The sequence below is a fragment of the Halomonas sp. 111 genome, from assembly GCF_052379685.1.
Classification (GTDB): Bacteria; Pseudomonadota; Gammaproteobacteria; order Pseudomonadales; family Halomonadaceae; genus Vreelandella; species Vreelandella citrativorans.
In genome coordinates this window covers 56041-81232 of the sequence record NZ_JBQSYV010000016.1, presented here as the reverse complement: position 1 = coordinate 81232, position 25192 = coordinate 56041, and the positions used below count along the sequence as shown (strand labels likewise).

At 53.1% G+C, this 25192-nt stretch carries 27 protein-coding genes; 6 read left to right on the top strand and 21 right to left on the bottom strand.

Annotated elements, in window-relative coordinates:
- The first annotated feature begins 38 nt into the window (after nucleotides 1–38).
- Nucleotides 39–638: an undecaprenyl-diphosphatase gene (locus ACT3T7_RS13040; RefSeq protein ID WP_444631254.1), complete on the top strand. Its 600-nt coding sequence runs from the start codon at nucleotides 39–41 to the stop codon at nucleotides 636–638.
- Between the two features lie 11 nt (nucleotides 639–649).
- On the opposite strand, the gene mgtE is transcribed toward ACT3T7_RS13040, so the two are convergent.
- The 19 genes from mgtE to argC all read right to left on the bottom strand — a co-directional run bounded on the left by mgtE (nucleotide 650) and on the right by argC (nucleotide 18334).
- Nucleotides 650–2032 carry a magnesium transporter gene (mgtE, locus tag ACT3T7_RS13035; protein WP_193056916.1) on the bottom strand — a complete coding sequence of 461 codons (1383 nt, stop codon included), beginning with the start codon at nucleotides 2030–2032 and terminating at the stop codon, nucleotides 650–652.
- A 142-nt stretch (nucleotides 2033–2174) separates the two neighbouring features.
- Complete coding sequence (locus ACT3T7_RS13030) at nucleotides 2175–2603, bottom strand: F0F1 ATP synthase subunit epsilon (protein WP_193056915.1); 429 nt, start codon at nucleotides 2601–2603, stop codon at nucleotides 2175–2177.
- Between the two features lie 24 nt (nucleotides 2604–2627).
- A complete protein-coding gene (gene atpD / locus ACT3T7_RS13025) occupies nucleotides 2628–4007 on the bottom strand; it encodes a F0F1 ATP synthase subunit beta (RefSeq protein WP_444631253.1) in 1380 nt (459 codons plus the stop codon).
- Nucleotides 4008–4080: 73 nt separating this feature from the next.
- Complete coding sequence (gene atpG, locus ACT3T7_RS13020) at nucleotides 4081–4968, bottom strand: F0F1 ATP synthase subunit gamma (RefSeq protein WP_172118718.1); 888 nt, start codon at nucleotides 4966–4968, stop codon at nucleotides 4081–4083.
- A 65-nt stretch (nucleotides 4969–5033) separates the two neighbouring features.
- Nucleotides 5034–6578 carry a F0F1 ATP synthase subunit alpha gene (gene atpA, locus ACT3T7_RS13015; protein WP_172118719.1) on the bottom strand — a complete coding sequence of 515 codons (1545 nt, stop codon included), beginning with the start codon at nucleotides 6576–6578 and terminating at the stop codon, nucleotides 5034–5036.
- A 16-nt stretch (nucleotides 6579–6594) separates the two neighbouring features.
- Nucleotides 6595–7131 (bottom strand): F0F1 ATP synthase subunit delta, encoded by a 537-nt coding sequence (locus ACT3T7_RS13010; protein ID WP_193056913.1) that lies wholly within the window; start codon nucleotides 7129–7131, stop codon nucleotides 6595–6597.
- A gap of 11 nt (nucleotides 7132–7142) precedes the next feature.
- Entirely contained in the window at nucleotides 7143–7613 is a 471-nt protein-coding gene (locus ACT3T7_RS13005) for a F0F1 ATP synthase subunit B (protein WP_193056912.1), read from the bottom strand.
- A 77-nt stretch (nucleotides 7614–7690) separates the two neighbouring features.
- The gene (gene atpE, locus ACT3T7_RS13000) at nucleotides 7691–7918 is read right to left on the bottom strand and encodes a F0F1 ATP synthase subunit C (RefSeq protein ID WP_444631252.1); all 228 of its coding nucleotides are present in this window, start codon (nucleotides 7916–7918) and stop codon (nucleotides 7691–7693) included.
- A 72-nt stretch (nucleotides 7919–7990) separates the two neighbouring features.
- Nucleotides 7991–8818, bottom strand: a complete 828-nt coding sequence (gene atpB / locus ACT3T7_RS12995) for a F0F1 ATP synthase subunit A (RefSeq protein ID WP_444631251.1) — start codon at nucleotides 8816–8818, stop codon at nucleotides 7991–7993.
- Nucleotides 8819–8833: 15 nt separating this feature from the next.
- Entirely contained in the window at nucleotides 8834–9229 is a 396-nt protein-coding gene (locus tag ACT3T7_RS12990; protein ID WP_444631250.1) for an ATP synthase subunit I, read from the bottom strand.
- A 231-nt stretch (nucleotides 9230–9460) separates the two neighbouring features.
- Nucleotides 9461–10390 carry a ParB/RepB/Spo0J family partition protein gene (locus ACT3T7_RS12985; RefSeq protein WP_444631249.1) on the bottom strand — a complete coding sequence of 310 codons (930 nt, stop codon included), beginning with the start codon at nucleotides 10388–10390 and terminating at the stop codon, nucleotides 9461–9463.
- 27 nt (nucleotides 10391–10417) lie between these two features.
- Complete coding sequence (locus ACT3T7_RS12980) at nucleotides 10418–11185, bottom strand: ParA family protein (RefSeq protein WP_172118725.1); 768 nt, start codon at nucleotides 11183–11185, stop codon at nucleotides 10418–10420.
- Nucleotides 11186–11866, bottom strand: a complete 681-nt coding sequence (gene rsmG, locus ACT3T7_RS12975) for a 16S rRNA (guanine(527)-N(7))-methyltransferase RsmG (protein ID WP_444631248.1) — start codon at nucleotides 11864–11866, stop codon at nucleotides 11186–11188.
- Complete coding sequence (gene mnmG, locus ACT3T7_RS12970; RefSeq protein WP_444631247.1) at nucleotides 11863–13767, bottom strand: tRNA uridine-5-carboxymethylaminomethyl(34) synthesis enzyme MnmG; 1905 nt, start codon at nucleotides 13765–13767, stop codon at nucleotides 11863–11865. Before mnmG ends, rsmG begins: the two co-directional genes overlap by 4 nt.
- Nucleotides 13768–14362: 595 nt before the next feature.
- Nucleotides 14363–15133, bottom strand: coding sequence for an amino acid ABC transporter ATP-binding protein (locus ACT3T7_RS12965; RefSeq protein ID WP_444631246.1), 771 nt, complete (start codon nucleotides 15131–15133; stop codon nucleotides 14363–14365).
- 14 nt (nucleotides 15134–15147) lie between these two features.
- Complete coding sequence (locus tag ACT3T7_RS12960; RefSeq protein WP_172118729.1) at nucleotides 15148–15816, bottom strand: amino acid ABC transporter permease; 669 nt, start codon at nucleotides 15814–15816, stop codon at nucleotides 15148–15150.
- 102 nt (nucleotides 15817–15918) lie between these two features.
- Complete coding sequence (locus ACT3T7_RS12955) at nucleotides 15919–16686, bottom strand: transporter substrate-binding domain-containing protein (protein WP_444631245.1); 768 nt, start codon at nucleotides 16684–16686, stop codon at nucleotides 15919–15921.
- Nucleotides 16687–16842: 156 nt separating this feature from the next.
- Nucleotides 16843–17196: an iron-sulfur cluster insertion protein ErpA gene (gene erpA, locus ACT3T7_RS12950; RefSeq protein ID WP_444631244.1), complete on the bottom strand. Its 354-nt coding sequence runs from the start codon at nucleotides 17194–17196 to the stop codon at nucleotides 16843–16845.
- 103 nt (nucleotides 17197–17299) lie between these two features.
- On the bottom strand, nucleotides 17300–18334 hold the full coding sequence (gene argC / locus ACT3T7_RS12945) for an N-acetyl-gamma-glutamyl-phosphate reductase (protein ID WP_444631243.1): 1035 nt from the start codon (nucleotides 18332–18334) through the stop codon (nucleotides 17300–17302).
- Between the two features lie 134 nt (nucleotides 18335–18468).
- Between argC and ACT3T7_RS12940 the strand changes: the two genes are divergently transcribed.
- The 5 genes from ACT3T7_RS12940 (at nucleotide 18469) to ACT3T7_RS12920 (ending at nucleotide 23308) form a co-directional block, all read left to right on the top strand.
- A complete protein-coding gene (locus tag ACT3T7_RS12940) occupies nucleotides 18469–20295 on the top strand; it encodes a chloride channel protein (RefSeq protein ID WP_172118733.1) in 1827 nt (608 codons plus the stop codon).
- A 9-nt stretch (nucleotides 20296–20304) separates the two neighbouring features.
- Entirely contained in the window at nucleotides 20305–20736 is a 432-nt protein-coding gene (hemJ, locus tag ACT3T7_RS12935) for a protoporphyrinogen oxidase HemJ (RefSeq protein ID WP_444631242.1), read from the top strand.
- Entirely contained in the window at nucleotides 20736–21545 is an 810-nt protein-coding gene (gene thiD, locus ACT3T7_RS12930) for a bifunctional hydroxymethylpyrimidine kinase/phosphomethylpyrimidine kinase (protein WP_444631241.1), read from the top strand. The genes hemJ and thiD overlap by 1 nt, the downstream gene beginning before the upstream one ends.
- A 36-nt stretch (nucleotides 21546–21581) precedes the next feature.
- The gene (gene hemL / locus ACT3T7_RS12925; protein ID WP_444631240.1) at nucleotides 21582–22862 is read left to right on the top strand and encodes a glutamate-1-semialdehyde 2,1-aminomutase; all 1281 of its coding nucleotides are present in this window, start codon (nucleotides 21582–21584) and stop codon (nucleotides 22860–22862) included.
- Nucleotides 22863–23038: 176 nt separating this feature from the next.
- Nucleotides 23039–23308 (top strand): hypothetical protein, encoded by a 270-nt coding sequence (locus tag ACT3T7_RS12920; RefSeq protein WP_226912126.1) that lies wholly within the window; start codon nucleotides 23039–23041, stop codon nucleotides 23306–23308.
- 76 nt (nucleotides 23309–23384) lie between these two features.
- Here the strand turns inward: ACT3T7_RS12920 and ACT3T7_RS12915 are convergent, their stop codons facing one another.
- Together ACT3T7_RS12915 and ACT3T7_RS12910 are read right to left on the bottom strand one after the other, a co-directional pair.
- Nucleotides 23385–24353 carry a curlin subunit CsgB gene (locus tag ACT3T7_RS12915; RefSeq protein ID WP_444631239.1) on the bottom strand — a complete coding sequence of 323 codons (969 nt, stop codon included), beginning with the start codon at nucleotides 24351–24353 and terminating at the stop codon, nucleotides 23385–23387.
- Between the two features lie 59 nt (nucleotides 24354–24412).
- Nucleotides 24413–24940, bottom strand: a complete 528-nt coding sequence (locus ACT3T7_RS12910) for a hypothetical protein (protein ID WP_444631238.1) — start codon at nucleotides 24938–24940, stop codon at nucleotides 24413–24415.
- Between the last annotated feature and the right edge of the window lie 252 nt (nucleotides 24941–25192).

Below are 25192 nucleotides of genomic sequence, written 5' to 3'. Positions count from 1 at the left end.
ACTCAACTACCTGACGGGTCTTATGGTTTCAGTACGTAATGAATACGCTTAACCTTACCTTGTTTGAAAGGCTCAACGCCGCCGCTGGCACCCCTGAGTGGCTGGTCATGTTTGCTCATGGGTGCGCCGTTGAATTGATGTGGCTACTACCTGCGCTGCTGGTAGTCGGTTGGCTGCGCGGCGGTGAACAGCTCAAGCAGCCACTGCTGGAGGCGCTGATAGCGACGCTGCTGGCCTTAGCGATAAGTGGCATCATCGGGATGCTATGGCCGATGCCCCGGCCCTTTGCGGTACCGGCAGGCACCACGTTGATGGCCCATGCGCCAACCCCAGCCTTCCCCAGTAATCATCTAACGATCATTCTGACCATGGCCTTTAGCTTGATGCTGCACCGCTACACCCGACGTATCGGCGGCCTTCTTCTGCTCTTGGCTATTCCCGTCGGCTGGGCAAGGATTTTTTTGGGCGTCCACTTTCCCCAGGACATGGCAGGCGCTGCCCTTTTGTCAGCCGTTATGGCTGTGCTGGTGGGTTTCAACCGCGCCTGGCTAGTGCTACCGGTTTATGAGCACGTCGCCAAGCGCCTTTATCACTGGCTGTTCGCGCCGCTTATCCGCCGTGGCTGGGTGAAGCGCTAACCGGCTGTTCTCTATAAGCTAGTAAGAATTGCTGTTGCAATAGAGAAGTAAATCAATACCCCGGTGGCATCAATCAAGGTGGTGACCAGCGGCGCAGAGGCAGCTGCCGGGTCGACCTTGAAGCGCTCCAGTACAAACGGCAGGCACATGCCCAACAGACTGCCAAACAGTACGATAGTGACCATACTGAGGGAGACGATAATAGCGACTTCGTTGCCTGCACGCAGTATCCCGATAGGGGCGACGGCGATGGCCATGGTAAGCCCCAGGGAGCCAGCTACCAACAGCTCACGGCCGAGCATTTTACTCCAGTCCTTAACGCCTACATCACCGGTTGCCATACCGCGAACCATCAGCGTTGCCGCCTGAGCGCCTGCGTTACCGCCACTACCAATCAACAAGGGCAGAAAGAATACCAACGCCACTTGGGCGGCAATAATACCTTCAAAGTGAGCAATGCCCGCGCCGGAAAACAGGTTGGCAAAGACCAGTACTACTAGCCACGTCACCCGTTTACGGTACAGGCTCCATAGCGATACGCGGCTAACGCCATCTTCCAACTGGCCAATCGACATCCCCTTGTGGATATCTTCAGTGGCTTCCGACTCCGCCACGTCCATCGCATCATCGTGAGTAACGATACCCACCATACGATTGTCGGCATCAATCACCGGCAGTGCCAGAAGATCATAACGAGCCACGATACGAGCCACTTCTTCCTGCGCTTCGTCCACAGCGGTGCTGATCACATCCTTGATCATGATGTCATCAACCAGCGCGCCGGGCCTGGCAATCATCAACTGACGCAGGGACATCGTACCAATCAGCCTGCCATCGTTGTCCAGGATATAGAGCTGATAGACCGTCTCGGCATCTGGAGCGGTCTGGCGTACGCGCATCATTGCCTGAGACACCGTCATGCCACTGGCTATCGCTACATAGTCAGAGGTCATAATGGCGCCTGCAGTACCTTCTTCGTAGCCTGCCAGCCGCTTGAGATCTTCCCGCTCCTGATGTGCCATGCGCCGTAACAGCGCTTCTCGGCGATCTTCATCCAGAAGATTGAACAGGTCCACCCGCTCGTCAGAGCCCATCTCTTCCAACAGCTTAAGTACCTGGGTGTCCTTTAGCTCACCCACGACTTCCAGCTGGCTTTCACCTGGCAGGTAGCCAAGCACATTAGCGGCGCGTTCTGTAGAAAGTATATCGAGCACTGAAAGCGCTGCAGACAGCTCTTCGTCCTCCTCGATAAGCTCTTCAAGCACCTCACCAATATCTGCCGAACGAATTTCGGCCAAGCGTTCGGATAATAGCTCTTTTTTCGGTTCCTCTTTGACCAGCTCGTCCAGCAGCTCGGTTTTTAATTCCTGCAAGATTTCATCGTTCAATGACATCGCGTTCTCCTTCTCTGCAGACGAGTCAGTGCTGACAAGCATTATGCTACTAAATGCTTATGACAAGTGTACCAGACAAAAAAAACGCCCCTTAAACCCTAACGGGTTCAAGGGGCGTTTTATTCACGCTTACCGCGTAGTGTTAGCCTTTACCCGCCTTTTTGCGCAGCTGCTGGATCGTACGCAGCTGTGCAACGGCTTCGGCAAGTTCAGCGGAGGCACGGGTATAATCCAGCTCCGATGACTTCTCATTAAAGGCTTTCAGCGCTTCCTGACGCGCTTCTTCGGCAGCGGCCTCATTGAGGTCGCTGGCACGTGCTGCGGCGTCTGCCAGAATCGTAACGACATCCGGCTGAACTTCCATAAAGCCACCCGAGACAAAGAAGTTCTCTTCCTTGCCATTGTCGTGAATGACACGAATCGGGCCCGGCTGAAGCTCTGTCAGTAACGGGGCGTGACCTGGCAAAATACCCAGGTCACCCATCATCCCGGAAGCGACTACCTGCTCAACACTGCCTGAGAAGATAGATGCTTCTGCGCTGACGATATTGCAAATGAAGCTATTCGCCATAGCGAATCCCCCTAATGGACGGGATTACTTCTTCATCTGGTTAGCTTTTTCGACCGCTTCGTCGATGGAGCCAACCATGTAGAAGGCCTGTTCCGGCATATCGTCATACTCGCCATCGAGGATGCCCTGGAAGCCACGGATAGTATCTTTCAGAGAAACATACTTACCGGGTGAGCCAGTGAATACCTCAGCAACGAAGAACGGCTGCGACAAGAAACGCTGAATTTTACGCGCCCGAGAAACGGCCAGCTTGTCTTCATCAGACAGCTCATCCATACCCAGAATGGCGATAATATCCTTCAGTTCCTTGTAACGCTGCAGAACGTTCTGCACGCCACGAGCAACCGCATAATGCTCATCACCTACCACCAGCGGATCCAACTGACGCGACGTAGAGTCCAACGGATCAATGGCCGGGTAGATACCTAGCTCAGCAATGGAGCGGGCCAGTACAACGGTCGCGTCCAAGTGTGAGAAGGTGGTTGCCGGAGACGGATCGGTCAAGTCATCCGCCGGTACGTATACCGCTTGTACGGAGGTGATTGAGCCCGATTTCGTCGAGGTGATACGTTCCTGCAGAACGCCCATCTCTTCGGCTAGCGTCGGCTGATAACCTACCGCAGACGGCATACGGCCAAGCAGTGCAGATACTTCTGTACCGGCCAGGGTGTAACGGTAAATGTTATCGACGAACAGTAGAACGTCGCGGCCTTCATCACGGAATTTTTCAGCGATGGTCAGACCGGTCAGCGCGACGCGCAAACGGTTACCGGGCGGCTCGTTCATCTGGCCGTAAACCAGCGATACCTTATCGATAACGTTGGATTCGGTCATTTCGTGATAGAAGTCGTTACCCTCACGCGTACGCTCACCCACACCAGCGAATACAGAGTAGCCGCTGTGCTCGGTGGCGATGTTGCGGATAAGCTCCATCATGTTAACGGTTTTACCAACACCCGCACCGCCGAACAAGCCAACCTTACCACCCTTGGCAAACGGGCAGACCAGATCGATAACCTTGATACCGGTTTCCAGCAGCTCGTTAGAGGCTGCCTGGTCGGCATAGCTGGGTGCTTTACGGTGGATCGGCATACGCTCTTGCTCACCGATCTCACCCGCTTCATCAATCGGTTCGCCGAGTACGTTCATGATACGACCCAGCGTTTCCTTACCTACCGGTACGGAAATCGCGGCACCTGTGTTGGCTACGTCCAAGCCACGCTTTAAGCCCTCAGTGGAGCCCATGGCAATGGTGCGTACCACGCCGTCGCCCAGCTGCTGCTGGACTTCGAGGACAGTCTCTTGTCCAGAGACCTTCAGCGCGTCGTAGACCTTGGGCACAGAGTCCCGCGGAAACTCTACGTCAATCACCGCGCCGATGATTTGTACGATACGTCCGCTCATCTTGGTTCCTCTCAAAAACCTGCAAATGAAACCTGTCTGCCGGGAGCCGCTTTATTGAGCAGCTCCCTAGGCGTTATACGGCTGAAGCGCCGCCGACGATCTCAGAAATTTCCTGGGTGATGGCGGCCTGACGGGCCTTGTTGTAAACCATCTCCAGATCGTCGATCAGGTTGCCCGCGTTATCAGTGGCACTCTTCATAGCGATCATTCGGGCGGCCTGTTCGCACGCACCGTTTTCGACTACCGCCTGATACACCTGCGATTCGATGAATCGAACCAACAGGCTGTCTAGCAACGCCTTGGCATCCGGTTCATACAGGTAGTCCCAGCTTTCGGGACGGGCGTTTTCTTCGTCATGCTTAGCGTCTTCGCCCATATCAGGCGACAGAGGAAGAAGCTGACGCACAACCGGCCGTTGCGTCATGGTGTTAACGAATTCGTTATACACCACGTACAGGCGGTCAAGCCGTCCTTCATCGTACGCTTCGAGCATGACCTTGATACTACCGATCAGACCCTCGACCGTGGGTGCTTCGCCTAATCCGCTCTTGGCGGCAATCAAGTTGCCGCCATAGTTACGGAAGAAAGCACTGCCTTTCGCGCCAAGGGCACAGAAGTCCAGCTCAGCGCCTTCCTGGCTCCAGACGCGGGCATCTTTCACCACGGCCTTGAACAGGTTGACGTTTAAGCCGCCGCACAAACCGCGGTCGGTAGACACCACAATGTAGCCTACGCGATTCACCTCGTTACGCTCGATCATGTAATCGTGGCGATATTCGGGGTTAGCGTCAGCAATGTGGCCTACGACGTTGCGAATCTGCTTGGCATACGGCTGGCCAGCCTTCATCAGATCTTGTGCTTTACGCATTTTCGACGCAGCTACCATTTCCATGGCACTGGTGATCTTCTGCGTATTTTTGATGCTCCCGATCTGGGTGCGTATCTCTTTTGCAGCTGCCATAGCGATCTACCTTTCGTTCGTGACTCTCAGAAAGTAGGCAAGCCCGCCCGCAGGCGGGCCGGACATTACCAGCTCTGAGTCGCCTTGAACTTCTCGAGACCCGACTTCAAGCCGTCTTGAATCTCGCCGTTGTAGTCGCCGGTCTGGTTGATTTTGTCGAGCAGGTCGCCGTGCTCAGACTTCATGTAATCGTGCAGCGCACGTTCGAAGTCCAACACTTTATCGACGCTCACATCATCCATGTGACCTTCGTTAGCGGCGTAGAGAGACAGCGCCATTTCTGCAACCGACATCGGCGAATACTGTTTCTGCTTCATCAGTTCGGTAACGCGCTGACCGTGCTCAAGCTGCTTGCGGGTCGCTTCGTCAAGGTCAGAAGCGAACTGCGAGAACGCAGCCAGTTCACGGTACTGAGCCAAGGCCAGACGAACACCACCACCTAACTTTTTGATGATCTTGGTCTGGGCAGCACCGCCCACGCGCGATACGGACAAACCTGCGTTAATCGACGGACGAATACCGGAGTTAAACAGGTTGGTTTCCAGGAAGATCTGACCGTCGGTGATCGAGATCACGTTGGTCGGAACGAACGCAGAAACGTCGCCACCCTGGGTTTCGATGATCGGCAGCGCGGTTAAGGAACCGGTTTTGCCCTTCACTTCACCGTTGGTGAACTTCTCAACGTAGTCGACGTTGACACGTGCCGCACGCTCAAGCAGACGCGAGTGGAGATAGAACACGTCACCGGGGTAGGCTTCACGGCCTGGCGGACGACGCAGCAGCAGGGATACTTGACGGTACGCCACTGCCTGCTTGGAAAGATCGTCATAAACGATCATCGCGTCTTCGCCACGGTCACGGAAGTACTCACCCATGGTGCAACCGGAATACGCGGAGAGGAACTGCATCGGAGCCGGATCGGCAGCGCCCGCAGCGACGACGATGGTATGTTCCATCGCGCCATGCTCTTCGAGTTTGCGCACAACGTTGGCGATGGTCGACTGTTTCTGACCAATGGCAACGTAGACACAGGTAACGCCTTTGCCTTTCTGGTTGATGATCGCATCAATGGCAATGGCAGATTTACCGATCTGACGGTCGCCGATAATCAGCTCACGCTGACCACGACCGATCGGTACCATGGCATCAATGGATTTCAAGCCGGTTTGAATCGGCTCATCAACCGACTGACGGGTAATAACGCCAGGCGCTACTTTTTCTACCGCGTCGGTCATTTTAGCGTTGATATCGCCTTTGCCGTCGATGGGGTTACCCAACGCATCAACAACACGGCCAATCAGCTCAGGGCCTACCGGTACTTCAAGAATACGACCGGTGCATTTCGCGGTCATGCCTTCTTCAAGCAGCAGGTAGTCGCCCAGGACAACGGCACCTACGGAGTCGCGCTCCAGGTTAAGTACCATGCCAAAAACGCTGTTAGGAAATTCAATCATTTCACCAAACATGGCGTCTTCGAGGCCGTGAATTTTCACGATACCGTCGGAAACACCTACGATGGTGCCCTGATTACGAGCTTCAGATGCGACGTCAAGCTTCTCAATTCGCTGCTTGATGATGTCGCTGATCTCGGAAGGATTCAATTGCTGCATGCCATGTCCCTCAGACTCAAGCGGTTAGCGCTTCGGAAAGGCGGTTCAGTCGACCACGTACCGACCCGTCAATGACGGTATCGCCAGCACGCAGGATGACACCACCGATGAGCGACTTATCTACCTGAGTAGTAATGGAGATTTCGCGATTCAGACGTTTCTTGAGCGCGTTGGATAGCTTGGTCTTTTGTGCGGCTGTCAGCTTATACGCTGACGTTACCATTACCTCTATACGCTGCTCGTGTTCAGCGCGCAGGCGCTCAAACTGTTCAGCGATAAAAGGCAGCACCATTAAACGGTCATGGTCAGCCACAGCCTCCAAAAAGCGAGACAGTGCATCACCCAGCGTTTCTGGAAGCATTTCAACCAGAAGGGCAACTTTCTTTGCATTCTCGATTTTGGGGCTATCCAGCAGACGTCGAGCGTCGCTATCGGCCACAACAGTGCCTAAAAAACCCAGCGCCTGTGACCAGCTATCAAGCACATCATTATCACGCGCGTGTTCAAACGCCGCCTTTGCGTAAGGACGAGCGACGGTAAGTAATTCCGCCATAATTCACCTCCTTACAGTTCGGCAGCCAGCTTATCAAGCAGCTCGCGATGCGCATTTTCATCGACAGAAGCTTCCAATACACGCTCAGCGCCGATGATGGCCAGATGAGACACCTGGGCACGTAACTCTTCTTTCGCGCGATTTACTTCAAGCTCGATTTCAGAGCGTGCGCCCGTCATGAGACGTTCACCTTCTGCGCGGGCCTGCTCGCGAGCTTCTTCGATCATCTGAGCAGAGCGCTTATTAGCTTGCTCAAGGATCTGTGAAGCTTGTTCCTTGCTCTCACGCAGCGTCTGTTCTGCCCGCTCTTGAGCTAGCTCAAGATCACGAGTAGCACGGCTGGCTGCATCCAAGCCATCAGCAATTTTTTTCTGACGCTCGTTAAGCGCGTTGCTGATCGGAGGCCACACGTACTTTATGCAAAACCAGACAAAGATCGCGAAGGCGATCGTCTGCCCGATAAGCGTCATGTTGATATTCACAGGGATGTACCTCTGACAAGTTCGTGGCGACCGGAGTGAAACAAAACCGAGCGGTTAACCGCCCGGTAAAGCAATCATTAACCGGCAACAACGAAGATCAGGTACATCGCAATACCAACACCGATCATCGGCACAGCGTCCAACAGACCTGCCATGATGAAGGTTTTGGTCTGCAGCTGGTCACCCAGCTCGGGCTGACGTGCAGTAGACTCAAGCAGTTTGCCGCCCAGGATAGCGAAGCCAATACCGGTAGCCAAGGCACTAACACTGATAATGATGGCGGCAGCGATGTAGATAGTTTCCATAATAAAGCTCCTGATAGTGCGTTAATTTCAAGGGGGTTAGGTTAAGGGTATAGTGCAAAAATTTGCTCTTGATTAGTGATGTTCATGTGCGGCACTCAAATACACGATCGACAGTGTCGTGAAAATGAAGGCCTGTAACGAAACCACCAAAATATGGAAGATGGCCCACGGCACATCCAACAACCAGATAGCCCAGAAGGGAAGCAGGGCAATCAGGATAAAGATAACTTCACCGGCAAACATGTTACCGAATAGACGCAGGGCAAGGCTGATCGGTTTTACAATGAGGCCAACGATTTCAAGAATGAGATTGAATGGGATCAGTAGCCAGTGGTTAAACGGGGTAAGCGATAGCTCTTTGGCAAAGCCACCAACGCCTTTCACCTTGACGCTGTAGTAGAGAATCATCAGGAAAACACCCAGCGCCATACCTAGCGTTGCATTCACATCGGTGGTCGGTACGATTTTCATGTACTCCACACCAAGCTTGCTAAAGAGCACCGGAAAGTAGTCAACAGGAATGATCTTGAGGCTGTTCATCAGCAGAATCCAGATAAACAACGTTAGCGCCAGCGGGGCGATATGCGGGTTGCGGCCATGGAAGGTGGAACGCGTCAGGTTCTCAATAAACTCAACAACCATTTCGACTGCGTTCTGCAAACCACCGGGTACGCCGGTTGTCGCCATTTTGCCTGCCTTACGGAACACCCAAATAAACAGAAGTCCCATAGCAATTGACCAGCCCATGGTGTCCAAATGAATAGCCCAAAACCCCATATCGACTGCTTCAGCCGAATTGGAAGCAATTGACCAGCCATTGACTGGGTGCTTACCAAACGTAAGGTTCTGGAGGTGGTGCTGTATGTAATAGATGGCCGATACGTCATTATCCGCTGCCATACTGCTTCCTCAGGTTTAGGGGGTCGACCTCTCACGTACAAGCCAAGGTGCTAGCCAGTACATGAGTTGGGCCGCCACGTAGGCGATAAAGAAAAAAGCTGGGTTTGAGGGAGGTACTAGCGCAAAAATCAGCGCAAATAATGCCACCGTCAAACCAAACTTACCCATTGCTGCTTGATATAAGTTAAGTACGTTACGTTGGGAGTGTTTGGCGCTGCGTCGAGTGCCGCGCCAAACAAAATAAAAAGCGGGTAAAACACTTGCTAGCCCACCCATGAATGCTGATAGTGCTGCATAGATACCTGACACACCACCAGCAAGCATCATGATAATAATCGTTGCAGCAAGTTGAGCTTCAAATAGCCTTTTAAAATCTAATGAACGGCGCTGAGCAGTGGATACGGTTTGCATCTTTTTTCACTACTCCATACCGCCATTGTCCATACGAGCGTTATTGCTTAATACCACCCTTCCCACCTAACCTTTTAACAAGCACCGCCGGATTATAGGGAAGCGCTATCACACCTTCAACCAAAGTTGCTCGTATTTAACGTGTTTAGGAGACAACTTGCGACCAAAGGGTGAAAATTAGCTACTTTTTAACGTTTTCTTAATAAGCCTGCTATTTAATTAATAAGCAGCCTATTTAATATGCGCCAGTATTCCGTCGAGTTCATCAAGGCTTGTATAGCGGATGGTCACTTTGCCTTTCCCCCGGTTGCCATGGTCAATTGAAACGGGGGCACCAAGCAGTTCGCCTAGCTGCGTCTCCAGACGCGAGACATCCGCTGTTTTACTTGGCTGGCTCGGCGTTTTTTCAACGCTTTGGCTGGCCTGTACCTTTTTGACCAACGCTTCGGTGGACCGCACGGTGAGATCGTTATTCACCACTTCATGAGCCACTTGGCGCTGCTGAACGCTGTTAAGTGATAGCAACGCACGCGCATGGCCCATATCCAGGTCACCTCGCTCTAGCAGCGTTTGGACTTCAGGGTCCAGTGCCAGCAAGCGCAGTAAGTTGGCGACCTGTGTGCGGGATTTACCGACCGCGTCAGCAATCTGCTGCTGGGTTAATTCAAACTCATCACCCAACCGTTTAAGCGCTATCGCTTCTTCGATGGCGTTGAGGTTTTCACGCTGAATATTTTCAATCAGCGCCAGTGCCAAGGCAACTTCGTCACTTACCTCACGAATAACCGCGGGGATAACGTCGAGCTCGGCCAACTGCGCTGCACGCCAGCGCCGCTCACCAGCAATAATTTCATAGCGATCTTCGCCAATAGGACGTACCACAATAGGCTGCATTACGCCTTGGGCACGGATAGAATCGGCAAGCTCTTCAAGCGCTTCTGGCTGAATATCACGCCGCGGCTGATACTTGCCACGGGTTAACTGACCAAGCGGAAGGCGCTCCAAACGCTCAGAAGCCGCATCCGAGGTCACCATCACGGATGACGCCTCATCATGAGCTTCCAATGGAGAGCTACCAGTAAGTTCCAGGCTGTCACGGCGACGAGCGCCCGCACCAATTAGGGCATCCAGGCCACGTCCTAGCGCGCGTTTACGCGTCATTCGCTTTCCCTCGTACTAATCAATACGTTATAGCGATAACCGACGAATCATCTCTTTTGCCAGTACGCGGTACGCCTGGCTGCCGCGTGAGAAGCGGGCATATTGCGTCACGGGTATTCCGTGGCTTGGCGCTTCAGCCACTTTGACGTTGCGCGGGATCGTCGTCTTGATCAGCGCATCGCCAAAGAAGTCTCGCAATTGCTTGTCCACTTCCCGCGTTAGGCTGGTGCGCTTGTCGTACATGGTGCGCAGAATACCCGCAATCGCCAAATCAGGATTAACGCTTTGCTTGATCTGTTCAACAGTATCCAACAGCGCCGACAGTCCTTCCAGCGCGTAAAACTCGCACTGCAGCGGAATAAGCACGCTATCCGCTGCGGTCAGCGCATTAACGGTCAGCATATTGAGCGAAGGTGGGCAGTCAATCAGCACCACATCGTACTTCTCCGCAACCGAGCCAAGCGCCGTAGTCAGGCAGCTTTCGCGCTTATCAAGATCCAGCAATTCGACTTCCGCAGCGGTCAAGTCACCGTTACCCGGGAGAACATCATAGTTGACCGGCAGGTCGCGCACGATGGTATCGGCGGCCGTAGCATCGCCGAGCAGTACATCCAGGACGCTTTTATCGAGTTCGTGTTTATCAATACCACTGCCCATGCTGGCGTGCCCTTGAGGATCAAGGTCCACCAACAGCACTCGACGATCAAGAGCAGCAAGGCTAGCCGCCAGGTTAACGGCTGAGGTGGTCTTGCCCACGCCGCCTTTTTGATTGGTCAGGGCAATGATCTGGCTCACTTACTCAACTCCTTCCTGGGGTTCAGAATCAACGTTCAGAATCAATAGCTGTCGCTCGGCCGTATCGAAGGGCACGTTTAGCAGGTGACGTGTTTGCAGTCGAATGCCGCTGGGCAGTTCACGCAACTCATCGTCAGCGCCAGGGCCTTTCATGGCCAACCACTGTCCGTTCTCCGTGGGTAGTTCACGCGTTAGGGTGACAAAGTCCACCAGGCTTGCGAACGCGCGTGAAATTACCTGATCAAACGGCTGGTCACTAAACGTTTCCACCCGCGCCTGGCTTGCAGTCACGTTTTTTAGCCCAAGCTCCATGATAGCCTGGCGCTGAAAACGGACTTTTTTACCATTACTATCCAAAAGCGTAACGGACAGCGCCGGATCAAGGATGGCCAGCACGATACCCGGCAGACCTGGCCCCGCACCCACATCCAGCAATCTGGGGCCATGCACATAAGGCGCGACAGCCGCACTATCCAGTATGTGACGTGCCACCATATCATCAATATCGCGAACAGCCGTGAGGTTATAAGCCTTGTTCCACTTGTGCAATAGGGCAACAAACCCAAGCAGCTGTTCACGCTGGCTTGCCGTTACCGTTAAACCGAGCTGCGCTAATCCATTATCCAGTCGAGCAGCGACGCTCGCAGGCAAGCTACTTACCAACGCTGTTAATCCGCTCATCCGTTAGCCACCTCGGGCGAGGCGATCAGACGACGCTTTTTAAGATGCACCAGCAAAATAGACACTGCGGCCGGCGTTACGCCTGAAATACGCGCCGCTTGGGCCAGTGTTTCAGGCCGTACGTTGGTCAGCTTCTGGCGGATCTCATTGGAGAGCCCTTCCACTCGCTGGTAATCCAGATCAGCGGGAAGTGGCATTGCTTCATGGCGCTTAAGCTTATCAATTTCATCCTGCTGGCGTTCGATATAGCCTTGGTACTTCGACTGGATCTGTACCTGTTCGGCAACGGCTTCGTCATTGATAACGCCGCTTTCCAGCCCCGGCAGTTCAGCAAGGTCCGCATAATTTAGTTCCGGGCGCTTGAGCAGATCGCTCAACCGATACTCGCGGGCGAGTGGTTTGCCGGTTTTTTCAGCAATTTTTGCCGCAGCCGGGCTACTTGGCTGAATCCAGATACTGGCTAAGCGTGCGGTCTCCAACGTAATGGCTTCGCGTTTTTTACTAAATGCTTCCCAGCGCTGGTCATTCACCAAGCCTAACTCGCGGCCTTTTTCAGTCAGTCGCAAGTCGGCGTTATCTTCACGCAGCAATAACCGGTATTCCGCCCGGGAGGTAAACATACGGTAAGGCTCTTTGGTACCCATCGTGATCAGGTCGTCCACCAGCACGCCAAGATAGGCCTCATCACGACGTGGGTACCAGACATCCTGCTGCATGGCACGCCGCGCGGCGTTGAGCCCAGCCAGCAGACCTTGAGCCCCGGCTTCCTCATAGCCTGTTGTGCCATTGATCTGCCCGGCAAAAAACAGGTTGTGGATAAATTTGGTTTCCAGTGAGTGTTTTAAATCCCGCGGATCGAAGAAATCATACTCAATGGCATAGCCTGGCCGTGTGATATGCGCGTTCTCCAGCCCTTTAATCGAGCGCACTACCTGCAGTTGCACATCAAAGGGCAGCGAGGTCGAGATACCGTTGGGATATAGCTCATGGGTATCCAGGCCTTCAGGTTCAATAAAGACCTGATGGCTCGATTTATCGGCAAAGCGATGAACCTTGTCTTCAATTGATGGGCAGTAGCGCGGACCCACGCCTTCGATCACGCCGGAGTACATCGGTGAGCGATCAAGATTCGCCAAAATCAGCTCATGCGTGCGCTCATTGGTGTGCGCAATATGACAGCTGACTTGCTGAGGGTGCATATCCCGCGAACCAAGGTAGGACATGACCGGTGTTGGCGTATCGCCAGGCTGTTCTTCAAGCTGGGAGAAATCCACGCTTTTGGCATCAATGCGCGGTGGCGTGCCGGTTTTGAGCCGGTCAACCCGAAACGGCAAGGCACGCAGACGCTCAGCCAAGGCATTCGAGGGTGGATCACCAGCTCGACCGCCGCGACTTTGGTCCAGGCCGATGTGAATAACACCACCTAAAAACGTACCCGTCGACAGCACAACGGACTCGGCATAAAAACGAATACCGGTCTCCGTTACGACGCCACGAACTGTATCGTTATCCACAATCAGATCACCAGCTGCCTGCTGGAAAATCGTTAAATTTGGCTGGTTTTCCAGCATGCCGCGGATCGCTGCTTTGTAGCGAACGCGGTCTGCTTGAGCACGTGTGGCACGTACTGCCGGCCCTTTTCGAGCGTTTAACACCCGGAACTGAATGCCGCCTAAATCCGTGGCAAGCCCCATCGCCCCGCCTAGCGCATCGATCTCTTTCACCAGATGGCTTTTGCCAATGCCGCCAATGGCAGGGTTACACGACATCTGACCCAAGGTCTCGATGTTGTGTGTGAGCAGTAGGGTCTGACAGCCCATACGAGCAGAGGCCAGTGCGGCTTCAGTTCCCGCATGGCCACCGCCGATGACAATCACGTCAAAGCGGTCGGGGTAATTCAAGAGACACCTCGTCTTGCGCCAGTTGGCACGAATGATGTGGCCGTTTCGTCAGTTTCAGACGTGTCGGCGTAGTTAAACAAGCCCGCCAGTATAAACCCCCTGTGGGTAACCGTCAGGTTTTTCCACACCTCGTCTGCTCAGTTACTCTCTATTAATAACAATATATAAATAAAATAAGAGAAGTTCTGTTAATGCTGTAATTATTAGTGTGGACAGTTTTTGTGTATAACTCTATTAAGTTTATAAAATTCAAATGCTTAAAATGTTGACCTTTACGTGGTTAAGCAGCGTATTAGCTGCGTAGAAACGGTGTAGGCCCTGTGGATGGAACCGCTACTTACCCACAGCGCCATAAAAACACGGCTTATCCACCTACTCATACCGACGTTGTTACCGCAGCTGTGAACACATCTAAAAAGCATTGCATGTCCACCTTAAAGGCGCTCCTCATGGGCGCTGTGGCATGTTGTAGCGTTTTAAAATAAAAAAACTATCCACAGGGAAAAAAAATGGCCTGTCGCAAGGACAGGCCATAAAAAATGCGTTAAAGCGGGTATTTTTTGCCGGTATTCGTGCTTAAGGTGAGTGCTAAAGATTAGTGTTTAAGCACCCGGGCAAGAAACGATTGAGTGCGTTCATGCTGAGGCGAATCGAAGAGCTGTTGTGGCGCTCCTTGCTCAGCAATAACCCCTTTATGGATAAAAATCACGCGGTCGGCTACTTCACGGGCAAATCCCATTTCATGAGTGACAATCACCATGGTCATGCCCTCTTTCGCCAGCTCACGCATGGCATCCAGCACTTCACCAATCATTTCGGGATCAAGCGCTGAGGTAGGCTCATCAAACAGCATAAGCCGAGGCTCCATGGCCAAGGCACGGGCGAGGGCAACACGCTGCTGCTGACCTCCTGAGAGCTGGCTGGGGTACTTATCGGCCTGGTCGGCAATACCGACCCTATCCAGCAGGCGTTTTGCGGTTGTCACTGCATCGTCGCGGTTCCAGCCACGCACCTTCATGGGTGCCAGGGTGATGTTATCGATCACGCTAAGGTGGGGAAATAGATTGAACTGCTGAAACACCATACCGACTTCCGTACGGATGGTTTGTAGTGCCTTACTGCTCTTGCCGTTAGGCGTTAGCGTATTGCCATCTACTTCCAGCATGCCCGACTGAAACTCTTCCAGCCCATTGATGCAGCGAATCAGCGTGGATTTACCTGACCCGCTTGCGCCAATAATGACGACGACTTCACCGGGGATAATTTCAAGATTGATATCATTGAGTACGTGCAGGTTGCCAAAATGTTTATTCAGCTTTTGCATACGCACAATGGAGGGCGTTGTGGGTGACACGGTATCGGTCATTGTACGTTTCCTTATCAGCCTGCGATGCCTCTACGCTCCAGCAGGCGCAGAAGAATAGAGAGGGTCCAGGTAATCGCTAAATACATCACCGCAACCATAAAGTAGACCTCCAGGGCGGTGAAGGTCGTCGCGATATAGATTTGTCCCTGGCGTACCAGCTCGCTGACCCCAATGACTGAAAATAGTGAGGTATCTTTAATGCTGATAATGGCCTGATTGCCAAGCGGAGGAATCATACGACGCAGCGCTTGGGGCCAAATCACATAGCGAAAGGCCTGAGCGCGCGAAAGCCCTAACGAGAGGGATGCTTCACGCTGGCCGCGCTCAATGGACTGCACGCCGCCTCGCACAATTTCAGAAATATACGCACCCGAGTTAACCGCAATAGCGGCAATGCCTGCGACCAGCGCATTGATAGGACTGCCCAGTAGCTGGGGCAGGCCGTAGAAAATAAACAGTACCTGCACGAGGATAGGCGTACCACGAAACACTTCTATGTAGCAAAGGGCCACCCAGCGTAGCCAGCGGATCGGGCTAATACGCAGCAGGCCAAAGAAAATACCGATGAAAAAGCCGATCGCCAGACCGCCAAATGAAATCAGCAGCGTCCAGGGAATACCCGGCAGCAGGTATGGGATCGACGCAAACGCGGCTGCCCAGTCAAAATGAAAGTCGAAATCCACGCCTTATCTCCAAAAAAACACGCGACGTATAACGTCAAAGGGCCGGGAGAGTGGCCGCCCGACCCTGTGACGAAATGCTTGGGTAGATATTTCGCTGCCTGATTATTCGCCGGAGGCTTCACCGAACCATTTTTCGTAGATTTCGTCGTAAGTGCCGTCTTCACGCATGGCGGCCAAGGCTTCATTGGTGGGTTCTACCCATTCGCTGCCCTTATGGAACACGATGCCATACTGCTGACCTTCATAAAGCGGCCCCACCACTTTGGTACGCCCTTCGCCGCGGGTTTGGGAGAAGTAAGCCACATTAGGAGCGTCATAGAAAACGGCATCAACATTGCGGCCTAGTAATGCCATGTACATATCGCTCATGGCTGGGTAGGGGGTGATGTCCGCATCATCACCTAACTCTTGCTGTAGAAAATCGTAGCTGGTTGAGCCAATACGCGTGGCAATAGAGAGCCCGGCGAGGTCTTCAATAGATTCAACTTCATCGTTATCAGCACGAACGATAATTTGCAGGCCGGAATCGTAATAGGGGTCGGAGAAGTCGACAACTTGAGCGCGCTCTTCGGTAATCGTCGTTCCGGCGATGGCGATCTCTTGGCTACCGGTTTGTACGGCAGGAATAATGCCCGCAAATTCCATGGTAGTGAGGTTAACGTTAAAGCCTACCCGCTCGGCAACTTCGTTAATGATATCCATATCGAAACCGATCATCTCGCCGGTTTCTGGATCCATCATTTCAAAAGGAACAAAGCTTGGGTCGGTTGCGACATTAACAGATGGCATTTGGGCCATGGCGACAGAGGCGCCGCTTAAACCCAGAGCGATGGAGGAAGCGATAGCAGTTGTCGTTAGTATGGTTTTCATTGGTTTCCCCATGTTTTATAGCCCTGAAGCGGTGAAAAGAAGAGACGACGTTCTCTTCACACCGCGTTAGAGCAATTGTTGACCTTTTAACCTTGGCGAGAAACCACCAAGGCGTCAAGTCATGGGTACCAACGCTTTGCTAGCGTTATAACGCGCCTACACCATAAAAGAGGCGCCGCAGCCGCAGGTGGTGGTGGCATTGGGGTTTTGAATGCGAAAGCGTGCGCCAGCGAGGCCCTCTTCGTAATCCACCGTCGATCCAACCAGATACTGGTAGGAGAGAGGGTCGACCACCAGGGTCGCCGTGCCAAATTCAATGAGCGTATCGTCTTCGGCGACCGTATCGGCAAAATCGAAGCCGTACTGAAAACCTGAACAGCCACCGCCGGTGACGTAGACGCGCAGTTTTAGCGCAGGGTTATTTTCTTCATCCATTAGGGCACGGATACGTTTACGTGCGCTATCGGACATCATTAATGGGGTTGGAACAAAGGCTTCTGCACCGCTCATGGGTACCTCCCGCGAGCTTTAAGAACGAATAATCAGCATTGGAAGATGATTATGGATAATTCCCAGCAAAAGGGTCAACTATTGCCGGGATTTTGTACGTGGCTTATGGCATCAAGGCAGGGGCGGTGAGGCCCATGTTCTCCTCGAATCCAAACATTAGGTTGAGGTTTTGGATGGCTTGGCCCGAGGCGCCTTTCACCAGGTTATCAATGACCGATAACACCACGACCGTGTTGCTGTTCTCCGGGCGATGTACGGCCAGGCGGCAGGTGTTGATGCCTTTAACGCTGCGCGTTTCAGGATGGCTGCCCGCAGGCATCACATCAACAAAGGGCTCGCTTGCATAACGATTTTCAAACAGCGCCTGAAGGTCGTCCACCGAGGTGGTGAGCTGACTATAGAGCGTGGCGTGAATGCCCCGAATCATCGGCGTTAAATGAGGAACGAAGGTCAGCCCCACCGGGTGCGCCTGCATATCGCCAAGGCCCTGGCGGATTTCGGGCAAATGACGATGCCCTGAGGCGCCGTAAGCTTTGAAGGACTCACTGGCTTCCGCCAGTAGTGAAGGCACCTTGGCCCCTCGGCCTGCCCCCGTCACGCCCGATTTACAGTCGGCAATCAGCTGTTGAGGATCAATCAGTCCGGCTTCCAGTAGCGGCAGGTAGCCTAGCTGTACAGCGGTTGGGTAGCAGCCAGGCACGGCCACTAGGCGCGCCGTTTTGATTTTTTCGCGGTGCATCTCGGGCAGGCCATAGACCGCTTCTTCAAGCAGCGAAGGCGCACCGTGAGGTTGGCCGTACCACTCGCTCCATACCTTGGCATCACGCAGGCGGAAGTCAGCCGACAGGTCGATAATGCGTGTGCCTTTGTCCAAAAGCTCACCTGCCAAGGCGTGGGCAACACCGTGGGGAGTGGCGAAAAATACCGCATCCATATCGCCCAACTGCTTTGCATCGGGCTCACTGAACGTCAATGTGTCGTAGTGGCCGCGCAGATTGGGATACATATCGCATACCTTTACGCCGGCTTCCGAGCGCGAGGTAATGGCTTCAACGCTGACATGGGGATGCTGGGCGAGTAACCGCAGTAGCTCAACGCCGGTATAACCGGTACCGCCGACAATGCCGACCTTAATCACAAACGACTCCTTACACGTTGCACATTCGAGACAGGGTAATAATTAACAGCCTAAACAGATTGGCGCAGGCTGTCGAAGCGTATCGGGCTATGATACACAAGAGAACTACACTACATGCGTAAAGGAAGGTCGTCGTGGCGCGTTTTTCCCGATCAGATTTCACCCTCGAGGGGTTTCGACGCCAGTTGGCCCATGTTGATGCGCTGCCTCAGCTGTGCGTATTGGGGTTAGTGTCGGGGATCATTACGGGGGCGGCGATGGTCGCCTTCCGGCTACTGCTCGAAGCGGGGGCGGTGTTTTATATGCCGGATGGAAACCCGGAAGGATTTGAAGGACTGCCTCCGTGGCTGCGCTCACTGCTGCCTATTATTGCCGTTAGCGTGCTGGGGCTGCTGCTTTATCGGCAAAAAGCCGCTGCCCAAAAGATGGGAGTAGGGCACGTTATTGAGCGCCTCTCTTATCACCAGGGCCGCTTCCCAATGCGAAACTGGCTGAATCAATGGTGGGTGGGGGTGGTGTCGGTTCTTGGTGGGCTCTCTGCTGGACGGGAAGGCCCGGCTATTCATTTAGGCGCTGCCGCGTCAAGCGGGTTGGGAGTCAAGCTTCGGTTACCCAATAACAGCCTGCGCGTTTTGGTTGCCTGTGGGACGGCGGCGGGGATTTCTGCGTCGTTCAATACACCGGTTGCCGGGGTTATCTTCGCCATGGAAGTCGTCATGATGGAGTATACCCTGATGAGCTTTATGCCGGTGATTTTAGCCTCTACGATGGCGGCGCTCATTGCGCAGATGGTGTATGGCAATGAGCCGGCTTTTCGTATCCCCGAGGTCGTGCTGGGCTCGCTCATGAATTTACCGTGGGTCATCGTACTCGGCTTTGTGGTCGGGCTATTGGCGGGGCTATTTATTCATATTTCACGTAACAAACGTATGCAGGCATGGCCGTTGTGGCTTCGTTTGGCTTGTGTGGGGGTGGCGACCGGGGTGGTGGCATGGTGGTTTCCGCAGGTTCAGGGAATTGGCTACGATAGTGTGGCGGCGGCGCTTAATAATCAATTGGACATTAACGTGTTGCTGGCGCTGATGATTGCCAAGCTTTTGATTACCGCCCTGACCGTATCAGGTAGCGTACCCATCGGGATTATTGGCCCCACGCTGGTGATTGGTGCTGCGACAGGCGCGCTGGGCGGTATTTTGGGTGGCTGGCTATGGCCTGATAAAGCGTCAGACCCAGGCATTTACGCCATGTTAGGCATGGCGGCCATGATGGGGGCGGTGCTGCAAGCGCCGCTTGCGGCGTTAATGGCGCTGTTGGAGCTTACTCATACGCCGCATGTCATGTTGCCGGGTATGTTGGTGGTGGTGGTTGCCTGCCTGACGTCTCGCCAGCTTACCGGCTGCGAAGGATTTTTTATTAGTTCCGTACGTTATGGGCTGCACCCGCTTCAACAGCCGTTAATGCAGGCGCTTTCCCGCGTGTCGGTGCCTGCGGTGATGGAGCGAAGCCTGGTACGTACTGAGCGCAAGGTGACGTTTGAGCAGGCACGTAAACTACTGGAAACCAATCCTGTCTGGCTGATTATTGAGCGTTCAAATGAAGAAAAATCGGTACTGGCGTTAAAAGCGTCGGCGCTGGCGCGGTGGCTTTTGGAGCACGATGAAGCGCTTGATGGCGATGCTCCTCCCGATAATGAATCCGTCGATTTACTGGAAATTCCGGGCCAGCGCCTGGAACTTGCGCCGATTGGCCTACAGGCCACCCTGTCAGAGGCGTTTGTAAAGCTTCAAGACGATGCCTTAGGCGCGCTTTATGTAGTGCACGGTTATCGGCCAAAGCGGCAGCGAATTTCAGGTATCATCACCCGTGGTGCCATTGAGCGTTATTATTACTATTCTGACCCCAATACTGACGCTGACCCAAATACCCGTACTGACCCGAAAGCGAATGATTCGCCCGTATAAGGAGAGACAATGTATCTATGGTTGAAGGCCCTGCATTTAATGACCATGGTGACCTGGTTTGCCGCCCTGTTTTATTTGCCGCGGCTGTATGTGTATCACGCCATGGCACGAGATAAAGGCGACGATAAAGCTATCGCCTATTTCAAAACCATGGAGCGTAAGCTTTATCGCGGCATCATGACGCCTTCCATGATACTGGTGCTTATCTTTGGCGGGGCGATGCTGTATCTGGTGCCCGGCTGGTTCAGCCAAGGCTGGATGCACGTTAAACTCACCTTTGTGGTACTGCTGATCGCCTATCATCACGTCTGTCTGATTTACTTAAAACAGTTTGCCCAGGATCGCTGCACGAAAAGCCACACGTTCTTTCGCTGGTTCAATGAAGCGCCGGTGATTGCGCTAGTGGCGATTATTCTACTTGCCGTTGTGAAACCTTTTTGATGCGCCAACCTCTTTCACCGGTTGTTTTAGTACTGGCGGGCCATGACCCGACGGGCGGAGCGGGTTTAGTGGCAGATAGCGAAGCCATTGCCGCCTGCGGCGGTTGGGCAGTGACGATTCCCACCGCGTTAACGGTGCAAAACTGCCATAACGTGAGCCATGTCGTTCCGGCAGACCCCGCGTTGATGCGCCAAATGGCAGAGGCGCTTAGCGGGATGCAGGTTGCTGCGATCAAGCTGGGCCTGTTGGCAGATGAGGCAACGCTAAGAGCAGCCGAGCAGATTATTCGCCGTTTTCCAGGCATCCCGGTTGTGGCCGACCCGGTACTTAAAGCCGGTGGCGGTACTGAGTTATCCACACCCCAATTGCAACGCCTCTATGCGACCCGCCTGCTACCGCTTGTGGATATCTTAACTCCCAACCGCTATGAGCTTAAGCAGCTCACCCCAGAGATTGACGGCCCCCTGGATGATACGGCGCGCGCCGTCGCGCTTTTATCCCAGGGTTGCCAGGCTATTTTAGTAACCGCGACTGATGAGCCTGTTCCAGGTAACGAGCAGCAGGTTGTTAATACACTGCACTCGCCGGATACCACGCGCCAATGGCAGTGGCCACGCCTGCCGGAACGGTTTCACGGCTCAGGCTGCACCTTGGCATCTGCCATTGCTGCACGCCTGGCCGCCGGTGAGCGTTTGTCGACGGCCTGTGAACAGGCCCAGCACTTTACCTGGGAGAGTTTGTCTCATGGATATCAGCCGCCTAGCGGGCAGTGTTTACCTAATCGCTTGCCACGGCCGGTTCGCTTTTGATTTTATTCGCGCTACGCCATTGATATTGAGGACGCCATGACCACATCTGCTGAACTGTTTGAGCTTGCTAGCCGCCATATTCCAGGTGGCGTAAATTCGCCGGTACGTGCGTTTAAAGGCCTGCACCGTCCGCCGGTATTTATGGAGCGCGCCCAGGGCGCTTATCTGTTTGATGTGGAAGGCAACCGCTACGTGGACTATGTAGGTTCCTGGGGCCCGATGATTACCGGTCATGCGGACCAGGATGTGTTGGCAGCGGTACGTGCTCGTTTGGACAACGGTCTCTCGTTTGGTACCCCGACCGCGGTGGAAACCACCATGGCAGACCTGATCTGCGAAATGATCCCCACCATGGAAATGGTGCGCATGACCAGTTCTGGTACGGAAGCCACCATGTCGGCGATCCGCTTGGCACGCGGCACCACCGGGCGCGATAAGATCGTTAAGTTTGAAGGTAACTATCACGGCCATTCAGATTCGTTGCTGGTAAAAGCGGGCTCTGGCGCGCTCACCCATGGCGAACCCAGCTCGCCAGGTGTTCCCGCGTCTCTTGCCGAGCACACCATTACGCTCTCCTATAACGATATTGAAGGTGTTGAAGAATGCTTTGCTGAAATCGGCGACCAGATTGCCTGCATTATTGTTGAACCTGTTGCAGGTAACATGAACTGTATTCCTCCCCAGCCGGGCTTTTTGGAAACACTGCGCCGGGTGTGTAACGAGCATGAAAGCATTCTGATTTTCGATGAAGTCATGACCGGGTTCCGCGTTGCGCTGGGTGGTGCTCAGGCGCATTACGGCATTATCCCCGATTTAACGTGCCTGGGTAAGATTGTTGGTGGCGGTATGCCAGTAGGCGCGTTTGGTGGCAAGCGCGAGATTATGCAAAACATCTCCCCCATGGGGCCGATTTACCAGGCAGGTACGCTGTCGGGTAACCCCTTGGCGATGGCGGCAGGTATTGCGTTATTAACCAAGCTCCAGGTCCCCGGCTTTCATGACGCGCTTTCTCAGCGGGTTGAAACACTTTGCAGTGGCCTGAAAGAGCGTGCTAATGCAGCCGGTGTCTCCATGATGACACAGTCAGCGGGGGGCATGTTTGGGCTGTTTTTCACCTCTCAACGCCGTGTGGATAACTTTGCCCAGGCAACCGCGTGTGACCCCGAGGCGTTCCGCCGCTTCTTTGGCGCGATGCTGGATCACGGCGTTTATCTGGCCCCTTCGGCGTTTGAAGCAGGCTTTATGTCGAGCGCTCATACGCCCGAGGATATCCAATTTACGTTGGATGCTGCAGAAAAAGCCTTTAGTATTATGTAACTCAATGTAACGGAAAGACGTTGCTCTGCTAAACTATAAAGCCGCTCATGCCGAGCGGCTTTATCGTTAGTGAGGTCGCTATCATGCAACAACAATTATCGACTCTTCCAAAGGTTTTTATAGCGGTGTTTGCTATGGGACTCTCCGTTAGTACCTTTGCCTCTGAGGAGCAGAGCATGAGCCAGATCCATATTGCGATGGGAGGAACGCCTGGTGCTGAGTTCTCCGCACATTGGCGCATCACTCACGATGGTCAAACTATCGAGCATATTGAAGAGCACGCTACGGTGCCCAAAGAGTATACGTTTATCGGGTCGTCGCTTGAGGGTACGGTGACATTATTAAGTGATAGCCAGCGCCTGGATGTGGATATTCAGAAAGGCGGCAACCGCTCGCGCTCATCTACCCAAGGGCTAGGGTCAACGGTAACGGTCGGGGTTCGTTAACCCGTTTTTAAGGTATTTTCTGTAAACATTAAAAAACCGCCCCGGGTGGGACGGTTTGGATGCGTACGCCCTATGCTTAATGGCCTTGGCTTACTGTATTAAGGTTGCCATGGCCATAAGTCACGATGCTGGAGGTATGAGCACCGCCCCAGAAAGCACCGCTTTGGGTAACGTTATGCACGTTACCGTTGCCTTGGGTATTGATATAGGAGTCATGTCCACGGCCAGACTGCATGACGTCATGAGTATTATGGTTGCCACTGGCTAAAATGGTGCTTTCAAGTGAGTTACCATTCTGGCTAACGTTGGCCACATTATGATGACCGTTTAGGTGAGCGTAGCTATCGTTATCGTTGCCAATCTGAGTAATGGTTGCTTCATTGAAGCTGCCGATTTCTTCAACGACGGACTTGTTCTCAAAACCTTCCTGAGTAATGGTCGCTTCATTGCCGTACCCCTGCTGGTAGGCATAGCTATCGTTAAATAGGCCATCCTGAGCCACACTGACGTCATTGGAAAGGCCAGTTTGCGTTGTCACAGAAATATTTGCAAAACCTTCCTGATCAACGGTCGCTTCATTGTTGGAACCTTGCTGGTAAGCATAGCTATCGTTAAGACGGCCATTCTGAGTCGCACTGACGTTATTGGAAATACCAGTTTGCGTTGTCACAGAAACGTTTTTAGAACCGTCCTGGTCAACGGCTGCATCGTTACTAATGCCCTCCTGGTATACGGTTGAGCTGTTCCTCGCACCTAATTGAGTAACGCCTGCCGAGTTTCCGCCACCAACCTGGTCAATATCCGAGTTGTTCTGGCCAGGCAGCGTTGTTGCCACTCCTGAAATATCATCTTGTGAAACGGTAGTGGCGTTACCACGACCTTCTTGATACACACGTGAGGTTTGCGTGCCCCACTGGGTGATAGCGTTGGTATTGCGATCACCATCCTGGTAAATAGTTGAGTCACTGCCTGCAAACTGTGCGAAAGCAGCCGTGCTCATAGCAAAGGCAACGGCGGCAGCGATCGTTGTGATTTGGATTTTCATGATGTTTCCCCATCCTGTTATGCTTGCTTTGGTTGTTACTGAGACAACAGAAGTATTGCTCAGTAGGTTTCGACGGTGACTGGTCGTGTATAGCCAGAGAATGCTTGCTGTTCTATGCCTATGCTGCGATAGCCACTCCCCGATTGTGAAACGTGTATGTCGCTTCTTAATCCTGTCTGGGAAACATACGTTGCCTGTTCTTGCTGGCTCCCGGACTGGCTTATTTGGGTGTTGTGATAATTACCGTCTTGAAGAATAACGCCGTAATTTCTAGCACCAATTTGAGTGATTGAGGCCGTGTTCTTATTACCGTATTGGCTGATATGCGAGAAGTTACCGGCCTGGTAAGCAGCAGAGTAAGATTGTTTAACCGTTGCCCTGTTGTTATTACCTATCTGAGAAATAATGCTGTAGTTACCTTGGTAGGCGTGTGGGTCAGCCTGATTAAAATATTGCTCAATACGGTTTGTTTCCGCACTAGCATGCCCTGTAACGAATAAAAGTACCGTCATTAACAAAACAGTATTAACGTTTACTTTTTGAAGTAACGCTGAGAGGTAATGAATGCTAGTTAGTGTGCGGATCATTTTTTTAAGCTCTCAATGTTGGTATGATTTTATCCTGGTACATTGAGTTTGGGCTTTTTTAAATTTTCTGCCATCCATCTTTTTGTTATTTAAGCGATGTGTTTGTTAGTGCTTTTCTATGCATTATTGATGATCTTTCTCATACGCTTAAATAGCAGGTTGTTTTAGCTATAAAGAAATCGGCTTAGCGTAAGCTAAGCCGATTGCGATGAACCTTCCAGTCATAGGAGACAGTTTTTACGGGGATAGTCT